Annotated in this window: 12 protein-coding genes and 1 tRNA gene; 10 read left to right on the forward strand and 3 right to left on the reverse strand. The window is 32.9% G+C overall.

Going from position 1 to position 14,202, the window contains the following annotated elements; translation table 11 throughout:
* Positions 1-70: 70 nt before the first annotated feature.
* From AAC069_RS13305 to AAC069_RS13320, 4 genes are all read left to right on the forward strand, one after another.
* Positions 71-1,966 (forward strand): ATP-dependent DNA helicase RecQ, encoded by a 1,896-nt coding sequence (locus AAC069_RS13305; protein WP_339920947.1) that lies wholly within the window; start codon positions 71-73, stop codon positions 1,964-1,966.
* Positions 1,966-2,913, forward strand: coding sequence for a methionyl-tRNA formyltransferase (gene fmt, locus AAC069_RS13310; protein ID WP_339920948.1), 948 nt, complete (start codon positions 1,966-1,968; stop codon positions 2,911-2,913). Before AAC069_RS13305 ends, fmt begins: the two co-directional genes overlap by 1 nt.
* Before the next feature lie 178 nt (positions 2,914-3,091).
* Entirely contained in the window at positions 3,092-3,364 is a 273-nt protein-coding gene (locus tag AAC069_RS13315) for an HU family DNA-binding protein (protein ID WP_091092421.1), read from the forward strand.
* A gap of 125 nt (positions 3,365-3,489) precedes the next feature.
* The gene (locus AAC069_RS13320) at positions 3,490-4,050 is read left to right on the forward strand and encodes a YqgE/AlgH family protein (RefSeq protein WP_339920949.1); all 561 of its coding nucleotides are present in this window, start codon (positions 3,490-3,492) and stop codon (positions 4,048-4,050) included.
* Here AAC069_RS13320 and AAC069_RS13325 read toward each other — a convergent pair.
* Both AAC069_RS13325 and AAC069_RS13330 read right to left on the reverse strand, forming a co-directional pair.
* On the reverse strand, positions 4,047-4,886 hold the full coding sequence (locus AAC069_RS13325; protein ID WP_339920950.1) for an aminotransferase class IV: 840 nt from the start codon (positions 4,884-4,886) through the stop codon (positions 4,047-4,049). The two genes, AAC069_RS13320 and AAC069_RS13325, sit on opposite strands and share 4 nt — an antisense overlap.
* A gap of 55 nt (positions 4,887-4,941) precedes the next feature.
* Entirely contained in the window at positions 4,942-5,334 is a 393-nt protein-coding gene (locus AAC069_RS13330; RefSeq protein ID WP_091092413.1) for an START-like domain-containing protein, read from the reverse strand.
* Positions 5,335-5,489: 155 nt separating this feature from the next.
* Between AAC069_RS13330 and AAC069_RS13335 the strand changes: the two genes are divergently transcribed.
* Positions 5,490-5,563, forward strand: a tRNA-Met gene (locus tag AAC069_RS13335).
* Between the two features lie 523 nt (positions 5,564-6,086).
* Entirely contained in the window at positions 6,087-6,596 is a 510-nt protein-coding gene (locus AAC069_RS13340; protein WP_339920951.1) for an NUMOD4 domain-containing protein, read from the forward strand.
* A gap of 637 nt (positions 6,597-7,233) precedes the next feature.
* On the opposite strand, the gene AAC069_RS13345 is transcribed toward AAC069_RS13340, so the two are convergent.
* Positions 7,234-8,232 carry a GntR family transcriptional regulator gene (locus AAC069_RS13345; protein ID WP_339920952.1) on the reverse strand — a complete coding sequence of 333 codons (999 nt, stop codon included), beginning with the start codon at positions 8,230-8,232 and terminating at the stop codon, positions 7,234-7,236.
* Between the two features lie 126 nt (positions 8,233-8,358).
* On the opposite strand from AAC069_RS13345, the gene AAC069_RS13350 reads away from it, so the two are divergent.
* The 4 genes from AAC069_RS13350 (at position 8,359) to AAC069_RS13365 (ending at position 14,191) form a co-directional block, all read left to right on the forward strand.
* Positions 8,359-9,384 carry an aldose epimerase family protein gene (locus tag AAC069_RS13350; RefSeq protein ID WP_339920953.1) on the forward strand — a complete coding sequence of 342 codons (1,026 nt, stop codon included), beginning with the start codon at positions 8,359-8,361 and terminating at the stop codon, positions 9,382-9,384.
* 1 nt (position 9,385) lies between these two features.
* The gene (locus AAC069_RS13355; RefSeq protein ID WP_339920954.1) at positions 9,386-11,827 is read left to right on the forward strand and encodes a DUF4982 domain-containing protein; all 2,442 of its coding nucleotides are present in this window, start codon (positions 9,386-9,388) and stop codon (positions 11,825-11,827) included.
* A gap of 140 nt (positions 11,828-11,967) precedes the next feature.
* Positions 11,968-13,137, forward strand: a complete 1,170-nt coding sequence (galK, locus tag AAC069_RS13360) for a galactokinase (RefSeq protein WP_339920955.1) — start codon at positions 11,968-11,970, stop codon at positions 13,135-13,137.
* A 1-nt stretch (position 13,138) separates the two neighbouring features.
* Positions 13,139-14,191, forward strand: a complete 1,053-nt coding sequence (locus AAC069_RS13365) for a UDP-glucose--hexose-1-phosphate uridylyltransferase (RefSeq protein WP_339920956.1) — start codon at positions 13,139-13,141, stop codon at positions 14,189-14,191.
* The last annotated feature ends 11 nt before the right edge of the window (positions 14,192-14,202 follow it).

Here is a 14,202-nt window from a genome sequence, read left to right on the forward strand (position 1 = left end):
TAGTTGTTTAAGTCAGGAACTATGAATCATTGATTTATAATTCAAAATTTGTAATCAAAATTCATAATTGATGTCAGAAGCATTACAAATCCTAAAAAAATACTGGAAACACGATTCCTTTAGGTCGCTACAAAACGAAATCATTGACTCCGTTTTAAGCGGTCAGGATACCTTTGCATTGATGCCAACTGGCGGAGGTAAATCAGTATGTTTTCAGATTCCTGCAATGATGAACGAAGGAATTTGTTTAGTAGTTTCCCCATTGGTAGCTTTAATGAAAGATCAGGTTGCCAATTTGCAAAAGCGAAACATCAAAGCAATCGCATTGACAGGCGGAATAAAATCAGACGAAATGATTGACCTGTTAGATAATTGCCAATTTGGAAATTATAAATTTCTCTATTTATCTCCTGAGCGACTACAGTCAGACTGGATTTTGGACAGAATAAAAAATCTTCCCATCAATTTAATCACCATCGATGAAGCACATTGTGTATCGCAATGGGGACATGATTTTCGGCCAGCTTATTTAAAAATTTCCAACTTAAAAACACATTTTCCTAAAGTTCCATTTTTGGCTTTAACAGCAACCGCGACACCTAAAGTTAAAGAAGATATCATCAACGAACTCGGTTTAGAAGAACCGCAGCTTTTTGAAAAATCATTTGCAAGGAAAAATATAGCTTATATGGTTTTTGAAGTGGAGGACAAACTCTTTCGAATCGAGCAAATTCTAAAGAAAAACCCTCAATCCTCAATAATCTATGTTCGAAACAGAAAATCCTGTATCGAAATTTCATCACAATTACAATCCTTAGGATTTAAAGCCACTTATTATCACGGCGGACTGACCTCAAGGGAGAAAGATAAGAATATGCAACTTTGGATGGAAGACAAAGTGCAAGTGATTGTCGCTACAAATGCATTTGGGATGGGGATTGACAAAGCAGACGTTAAAACCGTAATTCACATTCAGCTACCAGAAAATCTTGAGAATTACTATCAGGAAGCAGGACGATCTGGCAGAAATGGAGATAAAGCATTTGCCGTGCTACTCACAAACCCTTCAGATATTAAACAGGCCGAAAATCAGTTTATCCACATTCTCCCTGACAAAAAGTTTCTGAACGAAATGTATAACAAACTATGTAATTTTTTCCAGATTGCATACGGAGAAGGAATCAACGAAAGATTCTCTTTTAATTTGAATCAATTTTGTTTAAAATATAAGTTTCCAGTTTTAAAAACATACAATGCAATGCAGTTTTTAGACCGACAAGGAATCATTACACTGTCACAAGAATTTTCAGAAAAGATTTTGTTACAGTTCATTATTCCTTCTAAAGAGCTAATTCGATACATGAGTTTGAATCGTAACGACGAGGAAATCATTTTGGCCATTCTAAGAACTTACGCCGGAATTTACGAAACGCAAACTGCCTTTAACTTACAATTAATTGCAAAAAAATCAAAGCATACTGAAGCTCAAGTACTGGCGGTTTTACAAAAATTAAAAGAAAAAGACATTGTTGATTATCAATCAAAAAACAATGATGCCTCTTTAATTTTTAATGAAATTAGGGAAGACGAAAGAACTATTTCCCGCGTTTCTAAATATTTAGAAAATCAAAACCAACTTAAAAAAGACCAACTTAAATCAGTATTGCATTACATTAGTGAAGAAAAAGTCTGCAAAAGCAAATTGATCCTGAGCTATTTTGGCGAAAAAACGGATACTGATTGTGGCATATGCTCCTACTGTATTACTAAAAAAAATAAGAAAACAGATAGTTCTAGTCTTTCAAACGAAATAATCAGTTTACTGAAAATTGCCGATTTAAATTCGAGAGAAATTGAAAATAAAACAAATAAAAAATCAGACGATATTATCTTTGTGCTGCAACAGCTTTTAGAAAATGAACGTATACTGATAAAGTCAAACAATAAATATACCTTAAAACTATAATGGAAAAATTAAGAATCGTATTTATGGGAACACCAGAATTTGCCGTTGGCATTTTGGATACTATAATCAAAAATAATTATACAGTTGTCGGGGTCATTACTGCCGCCGATAAACCAGCAGGTCGTGGCCAAAAATTAAAATATTCTGCAGTAAAAGAATATGCGCTTGCTAACAATTTAAGACTATTACAACCAACAAATCTTAAAGAGGAATCGTTCTTAGCCGAATTGAAATCTCTGAATGCTAATTTGCAAATTGTTGTAGCCTTTAGAATGCTACCAAAAGTAGTCTGGGAAATGCCCGAATTAGGCACCTTTAATCTACACGCATCGCTTCTACCCAATTATCGTGGGGCTGCGCCAATAAACTGGGCAATAATAAATGGAGAAACAAAAACAGGAGTCACTACTTTTTTCATTGACGACAAGATTGACACTGGCGCGATGATTATAAGTTCAGAAATTGAGATTGATCCAAATGAAAATGCAGGGCACTTGCACGACCGTTTAATGCATTTGGGCAGTGAAACCGTTATAAACACTTTGGAACTAATTGAAAAAGGAAATGTAACAACCACTATTCAAACCGATTCATCTGAAATTAAATCGGCATTTAAACTTAACAAAGAAAATTGTAAAATCGATTGGACAAAATCAACTTCAGAAATCAATAGCCTAATTAGAGGCTTGAGTCCGTATCCAACTGCATGGTGTGTATTTTCAGACAAAAATGAAGAATGGAATGTAAAAATCTATGATGCTAAAATACTACTTGAAGATCATGATTTAGATACCGGTAGTATGGTTTGCACCAAGAAAGAAATGAAAATTGCAGTAGAAAATGGCTTTATTCAGGTTCTAAGTTTACAGTTTCCTGGCAAAAAGAAGATGACAACACCTGAATTCCTCAATGGAATCACGTTTTCTGCCAACGCAAAAGTCTACTAACCTCAATAAAACAGGGTGGTTTTTACAAATCACAACAAATAATAGTGGTTTTATGAACAAAAAAAATAAGTTATCAACAAAACGTGCTAAAATCCACTTAAACACTTGCGAGGAAGGGATTTCCTGCTAAATTTGTGTATTAACAATTTTTTATAACCAACAATTAATAACTATTATTATGAACAAATCAGAATTAATCGATGCTATCGCTGCTGATGCAGGAATCACAAAAGCAGCTGCAAAATTAGCTTTAGAGTCATTTCTAGGAAATGTAAGTGGAACTTTGAACAAAGGTGGTAGAGTATCTCTAGTAGGTTTCGGATCATGGTCAGTTTCAGCAAGAGCAGCAAGAGATGGTAGAAATCCTCAAACAGGAAAAACTATTCAAATCGCAGCTAAGAACGTTGTAAAATTCAAAGCAGGTGCAGAATTAGAAGGTGCAGTAAACTAATTGTAAGTTTTAAAACCTATTATAATAAAAACCTTCCTGATGGGGGGTTTTTTTTTGTCTTTAAACGATTTTATTTGGTTTTTTCTCTTATTTATTCTTAAATTTATTAAAAAAATTACGGTATTATGATTTCAGAAAAATTAATAAAAGGACAACTACTTATAGCAGAGCCTTCTATAATTGGAGATCTATCATTTAATAGATCTGTAATTTTATTAGCAGACCACGATAAGGACGGATCAGTAGGTTTTATCATAAACAAACCATTGAAATACACGATCAATGATCTACTCCCAGAAATTAATGCCTCTTTTAAAATTTATAATGGAGGACCGGTTGAGCAAGACAACCTTTATTTTATCCACAATATCCCCGAATTAATACCAAATAGTATAGAAATATCTAATGGCATCTATTGGGGCGGAGATTTTGAGTCTACAAAAGCACTAATCAATAACGGAAAAATAAACAAAAACAATATCCGTTTCTTTTTAGGCTACACAGGCTGGGAAGAGAATCAATTAGAGATGGAAATGGCGTCAAACTCATGGATTATTGCTCCAAATAGTTATAAAAATAAAATCATCGGCAAGTCCTCAGCACATTTCTGGAAAGAACAAATATTAGAATTAGGAGGCGACTATATGATTTGGTCTAACGCTCCAGAAAACCCCTATTTAAATTAAGTTGCACTTACTACTTCATTTAATTTTTCCAATAATACTTTTGCCAAGACAACATCAAACTCTTTTTTTCTGTATTTTGTTATAGGTTGTATTCCTTTTATCACGTTTGTAATAAACAACTCATCTGCTTTTTGTAAATCAAAAGGGGAAATCACCTCTTCTACTACCTCTAAATTGTCCACCTTTTTAGCGAATTCCAAAATCTGTTTTCTCATAACGCCATTTAAACAACCTTCAGAAACTGGAGGAGTAATCAATTTACTGCCCGTTAGCATAAAAATATTCCCTTGAATTGCTTCTACAACATTTTTACTATCGTTTAATAGTAAGCAGTTATCATATCCGTTTTCACTAGCAAAAATACTTGCGGTAATATTTAGAATTCTATTTGTTGTTTTTATCGAAGAAAGCAATTGTTTAGTCACATAAAAATCTTTAAACAAATCTACTTCATAGTTCTCCTGACTGAATGAATAGAGCCTTTCTTCTATTCCGATCGTATGAATCAAATAAGAGACTGTATTAATTTGCGGTAAATAATACCCGCCATCGTTCCTAAAAACAGTAATTCTAGCACGAGAGGAGCTTGACAACGAATTATTAGCCGCTACAGAGAGAATTTGCTCTTCAAGGTATTCCATAGTGAAATTCATAGGAATTTCCATTCTAACGACACGCATGGACGCCATTAACCTAAAATAATGATCTTCTAAAAAAAGAATTTTAGAGTTTACGATTTTAACCGTTTCAAAAACGGCATCGCCATATAAAAAAGCACGATTCTGTGTCAATATATTACTATCCTGAGATACTATAGTTCCATTAAAATTAATCATAAAAAAAGCCCTAAATTTAGTTTAGGGCAAATGTAAGTTATAATATACAATTTTACTATACAGATCCAATTAGATGTTTTAAGTCTGATATTTGATTTTCCCATAGCTGCGTTGCTTCATCAACTTCATCTTTTTCAGCAAAGTCAACCACCATTAAAGAAACATCTTTGGTTAATTCATCAACTAAAATATGAAGCTCAAAAAAATACTCTGTATCCTTACCATCACCGTCCACCCACTTAAACTTCACTTTTTCGCCTGATTTCTTTGAGGCAAGCCTAGCTTTCTCCTCAGAATCATTCCATATAAACGTAAAAAACTCACCTCGAGAATTCACATTATCTGCAAACCACTCCGACAATCCAGATGGAGTCGAAATATATTGATACAATAATTGAGGAGAAGAGTTTATGGGGAACTCTATTTCGTAACGTACTTTTAAATCCATGAGCTACATTTATATTTTTTTCGAATATATAGAATATAATGCCATAAAAAAAACGTTTTTAAAAATATTTTTTTTTCTTTGATTTTTGCTTGTATGCTCTAAAATAATTTTTATATTTGCACCCGCGTTCAGGGATTGTTATTCTTTGAACATTTGGCGAGGTAGCTCAGTCGGTTAGAGCGCAGGATTCATAACCCTGAGGTCACGGGTTCAACTCCCGTCTTCGCTACATACAGACCCTTAAACATCAATTGCTTAAGGGTTTTTTTATTGGAATTCATTCCTCACTCCGTGAGGAATTTGAGTGAGGAATTTACAACAACAACAACCTACAACCCTCATAATGTGAACAATACATAACCAGACCTCGAGTCCAGCCCCAGTCGTCCTTTTTTCCAAAGAAAAAACATAATACAGTTTTGCTGGATTGACCTGATAAGTAAAAAATGTTTAGATCAAAACAAAAGCTTTGGTAAAACGAATTTTCGATTGCTTAATTAAATATTTTGGTTTAATACTCTGTATAGGTTATTAAGGACGAAACATAACCTTAACGTAAATTATCTAAGATCAAAATTACAAAAATCTTAATGTGCTTAAATATCTGCGTACACATTACTCCAATTAGCATATAAAATATTTTACCGATTGAAGGATAAGCTTTGCATTATTTAATCATACTGGTAATTGTATAAACAATCCATACCTAAAAAAAAGCAACTTCACCGCATTATATATAATTCATAAAAATAATGACTTATAAAATGATCAGTGAAGATAAAAAAACAATAGAAGTATGGAAAATTGTACCAAATTTTGAAAATTACGAGGTATCGTCATTTGGGAAATTGAGAAATAAACACAAGCGACAACTAAAAGGATCAGTTCAAAAAGACCATGGAAAATTTAATAAAACAAGAGTAATCTATAATTTAAGAAAGGATGGGAGAAAGTATAGAATGTATGGGTCTCGGTTAGTTGCAGCAGCATTCCTAAATCTAGATTTGAGAAATAAAACAAGTATTGTTGATCATATAGATAATAATAGTATGAATAATAACAAAGACAATTTACAAATTATTTCAAACAGAGAAAACACCACGAAAGACGCTAAAAACAAATATGGTTACACTGGGATCACAAAAAACGGCAAAGGTTTCAGAAGTTACATTTGTATTGATGGTTGTCAGAGAAATTTAGGGACATTTAAAACGCCGATACTTGCTCACCAAGCATACTTAAAAGCGTTGAAAGAATTATAATTCTTTTTAATGTAGGTAATTGATGAATAATAATGCGATTATGTAATTTTTTTTTCGTCTTAAAAATTATTTTAGAATTTTAGAAAACGCAACTCAAAGAGGAATAAACGCTCAATAAATTCCGAAGTATCATATAGTTTAGCCCTTAATAGTCCGGAGTGTTATTTGAAATTTCAAACTTAAATATTTGAGATATGAAATACAAGAAATGGAATTTAACTTAGAAGCTAGAAATAATAGCTGCTTCATAAGAAATTTATCTTCTAGAAATTTGCCCTAAGTATGACTTGAGCACGGGAAGCTTGTATAGCTAGAAGAAAAAATATGAGCACAAAGGACAGGCTAGATTAAAAATATCCTCGCAAATCTCTTTGTTTTTTAAGTAGGCATAAATTCAAACAAACATAATGAAATTATACGATTTAATTAATTTAGCTTTCATTTAAACCAAAAATTATTTTTTTTGTTTAAAAACTACCACTAAAACATATAATGTAGTTACTACATGCAAACAATCAGTTCATACACCATCGATAACTTACTTTAATTCACCTATTGCTAATGGTCCTTTTTATTTTTTAATTAGATTTCATTTACAGTCCCTCCTATATAACTATTCCTATCAACAGTAATTTTTTTACAAGGAGTTTCGAATAATCAAAGCACTCTCATTCTCAATTTGTTCTTTTTTACCTTTGAGAATCATTTGCGCTAGAATTTTCCCCATTGCTTCAAAGTTTGTGGAAATAGTCGTAATTCCATTTTCAACAATTTTTTTCAATGGAGTTTCGTTATATGAAACAATCCCGTAATCACTACCTAATTTTAGGTTTTGGAGCTTTGATTTTTCAATCACGCTTACTAAATCACGATCAGTCGGAATAACATACACTTCGCCCTTTTTTAGTTCTCTATTTTTAAAATCTGAAATTATTTCATAGCTAAAATTGTGGTCTTTACAAAAATTTTCAAAACCAATTTTCATTCCTAATGGTTCTCGAAATCCAGGAAATATTAAGATAATTTTTTTGTATTTATTTAATCTAGATTTTCCTTTAAGTAAGCCATTGTAGATGTCTTTAAGGTGGTTTTGGTATATCGCAGGATACAATTTTAAATCAGGATTTGTTTGGTCTAATATGTAAACATCGTTAACCGGTAGGGTTTTTATAACGGATGCTGCCTCAACTAAATTGGTGGGCATTATAATATATTTAGTATAGTTTCCATTGCTTTCATTTATTAGTTTTTTAAAAACTTGGATGTTAAAATGATGAAAAAAGATGTCAACTTGGGCCTCTTTTCCTATGTTTTCCAAAAAAGAGTTGTAGATGTCTTCTTTAAAGATATTTAGCTCTTCAAATAATAAGAAAATCCTGTGTTTAGTGCTTATTTCAGTGCTTTTTACGTAGTACCCTTTTCCGAGAATAGCATAGATTATTCCTCTTTTTTTTAATTCTTCATACGCCTGTAAAACAGTGTCGCGGGACAATGAGAATTCTAAGCATACTTTGTTTATAGAAGGTAATTTTTCATCTTTTTTTAGTTTGCCATCTTCAATAGTTTTTTCTATTGATGAGATGATCTGCTTGTATTTGGGTATCCCAAGATTGTTTTTAATGGAAATTGTTTTCATGAGACTGATTTTTTTTGCAATATACAAAAACTGGTAGGTACTGGTATGTAAAAGTGAATTATTATTCTAATTTTGATTTTTAATATTGATAAAAAAAGAATAGAAATAAAACACATATCATATTTTATGACTAATTATATAATGAAATTGTTTGGTTTGACACCTGCCGAGGAGGTTATTGAGTCTTTTGATTTAAGTAACAAAAACGGTATGAAATTAACCGTTATAAACTATGGAGCTACCGTAGTCTCATTAAAAATGCCATTAAAAACTGGAGAGCTTATTGATGTTGTTTTAGGGTTCGATAATTTAGAAGCCTATCTAAAATCTTTTCAATTGAAAAGTCCTCCTTATTTTGGAGCAACAGTGGGGAGATTTGCTGGAAGAATAAATAACAGTTTATTTAATTTGAATGGGAAAGCATTTTTATTAAATAAAAACAATAATAATCATTCGCTACATGGAGGGATTGAGAACTTTAGCCAAAAAATTTGGACTGTAGAAAATTCGACTGAAGGTAAAAACCCATCGATTACATTAAGTTGTTTAAGCCCTAATGGAGAAGAAAATTATCCTGGAGATTTAGTAGTAAAGCTAACCTATACGGTATCGGAAGAAAATGAATTAATTATAGAATACCAAGCAAGTTCAAGTGAAGACACTATTGTGAATTTAACACATCACAGTTATTTTAATCTTGATGGTCACAAATCAGACATATTAGAGCAAGAGTTAATAGTTAATTCTAAAAGAACTCTGGAAACTACAAACGAAAATATTCCAACAGGAAAATTTTTGAACATTGCCGGTTCTTCATTTGATTTTAGTAGTCCCAAAAAAAGTCCATCAGAAATTGATACCACCTTTGTTTTAGATAATAAAGAGGAGTTTGCAGCTTCACTTTTCAACAAAAGTAATATGCTAAAAATGACTGTTTATACAGATCAACCTGGAGTTCATATTTATGTTGGAGGCAATTGTTTTAATGAAGTGAAAGGTAAAGAAAATTGGGATTATCATCCTTTAAGTGGAATCTGTTTTGAAACCCAAAATTTTCCTGACGCTCCAAATCACGAACATTTTCCAAGTTCAGTTTTGAAAAAAGAAGAATTTTATCATCATAAAACAATTTATAAATTTCAATCTTTTTAAAATGATTAAAATTATAAACAACATACTTTTTCTATTGCTAATTGTATTGGGTTTTTCTTCTGGTGAAATTCAAGCACAGTCACGATCAAAAATAAAATTAAATACGAATTGGAAATTTCAAAAAGGTGATTTTGAAGAGGCGTATAAAGTAAATTTTAATGATTCGAAATGGGAATTTGTAACTGTTCCACATGACTGGGCAATATACGGGCCATTTGATAAAAATGTAGATAAGCAGAGTGTTGCCATTGTTCAAAACGGAGAAAATGAAGCTACCGAAAAAACCGGACGTACAGGAGCTTTACCTCACACAGGAACTGCCTGGTATCGCAATAAATTCACATTATCTAAAGATTCAAAAGGGAAGAAAATAATTTTACTTTTTGAAGGGGCAATGAGCGAACCTCAAGTGTATTTGAACGGAAAAAAAATAGGAGAATGGGCGTATGGCTATAGCTATTTTTATTTTGATGTTTCCCAATTTGTAGAAGAAGGAGAGAACACTTTATCAGTAAAACTAACCAATAAAGAATTTGCTTCACGTTGGTATCCTGGTGCTGGTTTATATCGAAATGTAAGTGTTATTATAAAAAATAACGTGAGTATTGACCAATGGGGACAGTTTGTAACGACACCTTTTATAAGTGATGAAGTTGCTAAAGTTAAAATTAAGACAAAAACTTCTGGGAAAAATAGTCGTTTAGTCACCACTATTTTTGATGCCGAAGGACATAAACTAAACTCTGAGGAGTCGACAATTCAATTCGGAAATGAGTTTGATCAAAATATAAAAGTTGAAAAGCCAAAATTATGGAGTCCTGAAACCCCTTATTTGTATAAAGCGGTTTCCCAATTGTATGTTGGTAAAGAACTGAAAGATGTGATTTCAACCCCTTTTGGAATTCGAGAAATAAAATATGAGCCCAATAAAGGATTTAGTCTAAATGGGAAGGTAACTAAATTTAAAGGCGTTTGTCTGCACCACGATCTTGGTCCACTAGGAGTTGCAGTAAATAAAGCTGCTTTGCGCAGACAAATGATGATATTAAAAGATATGGGTTGCAATGCGATCCGTAGTTCACACAATATGCCCTCTTTTGAACAACTGGAATTGGCTGATGAAATGGGCTTTTTGTTTTTGGCAGAGAGTTTTGATGAATGGGCAAAACCAAAAGTGGAGAATGGGTATCACCGTTTTTTTGATCAATATGCCGAAAAAGACATCGTGAATTTAGTGCATGCAACAAGAAATCATCCTTCGATTGTGATGTGGAGTGCTGGAAATGAAGTGCCTGATCAATGGGGAGAAGCAGGTGTAAAAAGAGCCAAATGGTTGCAAAATATATTCCATAGAGAAGACCCAACACGTCCAGTAACTGTGGGTATGGATCAAGTTAAAGCGACTATGGAATCTGGTTTTGGAGCAGTGTTGGATGTTCCAGGTTTAAACTATCGTGTGCATTTATATGATGAAGCCTTTGCGAAATTTCCACAAGGTTTTATTTTAGGTTCAGAAACAGCTTCAACTGTAAGTTCTAGAGGAATTTATAAATTTCCGGTGGTTCAAGAAAAAATGAAGCAATATCCTGACTTTCAATCTTCATCTTATGATTTGGAAGCCTGTAGCTGGTCTAATGTACCAGATGAAGATTTTGTACTACAAGATGATAAACCTTGGGTAATTGGTGAATTTGTTTGGACAGGTTTTGATTATTTGGGTGAACCTACACCTTATGATGAAAGCTGGCCGTCTCGAAGTTCTTATTTTGGGATTAACGATTTAGCGGGTTTACCTAAGGATCGCTATTATTTATACAGAAGCCGTTGGAATACGAAGGAATCAACTCTTCATATTTTGCCGCATTGGAACTGGGAAGGTCGTGAAGGAGAGATTACTCCTGTTTTTGTCTATACGAACTACAACAGCGCTGAACTTTTTATAAATGGTAAAAGTATGGGAGTACAGAAAAAAGATAGCAGTACTCCACAAAACCGCTACCGTTTAATGTGGATGGCTGTGAAATATGAGCCAGGAACGGTGAAAGTGGTGGCTTATGACGACAATGGAAAAGCCGTTGCTGAACAAGAAGTAAAAACTGCTGGTCAGCCATATCAAATAGTTTTAGACGCAGACAGAAAAACAATCACTGCTAATGGTGAAGATATATCTTTTGTCACAGTATCAGTAGTTGATAAAAATGGAATTCCGTGCCCTACGGCAACAAACCAATTAAAATTTAAAGTTACAGGAGCAGGTACTTATAGGGCAGCCTGCAATGGTGATGCTACTTCACTTGAAATGTTTCATAAAGACACCATGAAACTTTTTAGCGGAAAGTTAGTAGTGCTTGTAAAATCTATAACTACTGCTGGTGATGTTAACCTTGAAGTAAACGGAGCCGGGCTTAAGAGTGGTAAATTGAATTTAGTATCTACGAAATAAAAATAAAGCTGAATAGGATAGCTCAACTAGGTTTTTGAAAAAAGAAAGGTCTTAAAAAAATATAATTGCTTTTCAAGCGTCAAGTGTGGCTTAGAAATAACAAATTTTAAAAATTTAAAAATAATAGTAATTTAAAGAAAATGAACAAATTATTAATCAACAAAACGACCGCTTTTTTTCAGGAAACCTTCGGTACTACTGCAGAAAAAATTGTGCTTTCTCCAGGAAGGATTAATATTATTGGAGAACATATTGATTATAATGATGGTTATGTTTTGCCAGCGGCAATTGATAAAATTATTTGTTTTGCTTTCGAGAAAAACAATACAAATCAATCAAGAATAATCGCAATTGATCTTAATGATGAATTCGAAATTAACCTTGCAGATTCAGTTGAATTGACCGACAATGTTTGGACTAATTATGTGAGAGGGGTTATCAATCAATTGAAAATAAAAGGTTTTGAGTTTGAAGGTTTCAACTGTGTTTTTAGCAGTAATATTCCAGTTGGTTCTGGGTTATCATCCTCTGCAGCTTTAGAGTGTGGCTTTTTATTTGGACTAAATGCGCTTTTTAATTTGAACATAAAACCTGTTGATATCGCTTTAATGGGGCAAAGTGCTGAACATTGGGTAGGGATTAATTGTGGAATCATGGATCAATTTTCTAGTGTGATGGGTTTAGAAAATAAGGTAATAAAAATTGATTGTAAAACATTGGAATATGAATATCATAATGCTGATTTTAATGATTATTCTTTGATTTTATTTGATTCGAATGTGAAACATTCATTAATGACATCGGCCTATAATGAAAGAAGAGAACAGTGCGAAGAGGGTATTGCTATCATTAAAAATAATTTTCCAGAGATTACTAGTTTTAGAGATTGTAAAGAGCAACATATTTTAGGATTGCAAAATGTAATGAGTCCTAATGTTTATAAAAGGAGTCTTTTCGTGGTAAAAGAAATCAATCGTGTTATCGAAGCCTGTGAAGCATTGGATAACGGAAATATTGAAACACTAGGAAAATTAATGTTTGAAACACATGAAGGATTGTCTACCGATTATGAAGTAAGTTGCGCCGAACTTGACATGATTGTCAATACGCTTAAAAGTGAAGATGCAGTTGTAGGCTCCCGATTAATGGGTGGTGGCTTTGGTGGCTGTACCATCAACTTAATTAAAAAAGGACATGAAAACCGAATCAAAAAACAACTTTCGGGACTTTATCTAGAGACTTTTGGAATAGAATTAAAAATTTATGATGTCAAAATCGGAAACGGGACATCACTTTATAAAAATAATTAGGATGAGAAATTTTGATATCAATGAAGATCCACATAGACGCTATAATCCATTAATCAATGAATGGGTTTTAGTATCTCCGCATCGTGCGAAACGTCCTTGGCAAGGTCAAAATGAAAAAGTGACCTCAGGATCTTTGCCGGAATATGACCCAACATGTTACTTATGTCCAGGCAATGTACGTGCCAATGGAGAAGTAAATCCATCATATAAAAATGCTTTTGTTTTCGAAAATGATTTTGCCGCTTTAAAGCAAGAGGAAATTACTTTTAAAGAAAATAAAAAGGACACTTTTTTTAAAGTAAAACCTGAAAGAGGAATTTCTCGAGTAGTTTGTTTTTCGCCAAAACACAACTTGACTTTGCCTGAAATGCCAGTTGAAGGTATTAAAAATATTATTCATACTTGGCAAAAAGAATATACGAATTTAGGTGCTGTTGATTACATCAATCACATTCAAATTTTTGAAAATAAAGGAAGTGTTATGGGATGCAGTAACCCGCATCCGCATGGACAAATTTGGGCACAATCCTCTTTACCAACAGAAGTAGAGAAAACGCAAAACAATTTAAAAGGATATTTAGACAAAAACGGAAGTAACTTATTGCAGGATTATTTGCAAGAAGAGCTAAAACTAAATGAGCGTATTGTAATAGAGAATAATCATTTTGTAGCATTGGTTCCTTTTTGGGCTATTTGGCCTTACGAAACAATGATTATCAGTAAACGTCATTTGACAAAAATCACTGACTTTACAGAAGATGAGGTATCGAATTTTGCAGCTATTTTAAAACAATTAACTATAAAATACGACAATCTTTTTGAAACTTCATTTCCATATTCCTCAGGAATTCATCAAGCTCCAACTGATGGTGAGGAACATCCAGAATGGCAATTTCATATGCATTTTTATCCTCCATTATTACGTTCTGCAACCGTAAAAAAATTCATGGTAGGATATGAAATGATGGGAGAATCACAAAGAGATATTACCCCTGAGAAAAGTGCGGGACTTCTGAAAAACCAATCAGAACTTCATTATAAAACGCGCCTATAGTAAAAAAAATC

The sequence above is a fragment of the uncultured Flavobacterium sp. genome (genome assembly GCF_963974175.1).
Taxonomy (GTDB): domain Bacteria; phylum Bacteroidota; class Bacteroidia; order Flavobacteriales; family Flavobacteriaceae; genus Flavobacterium.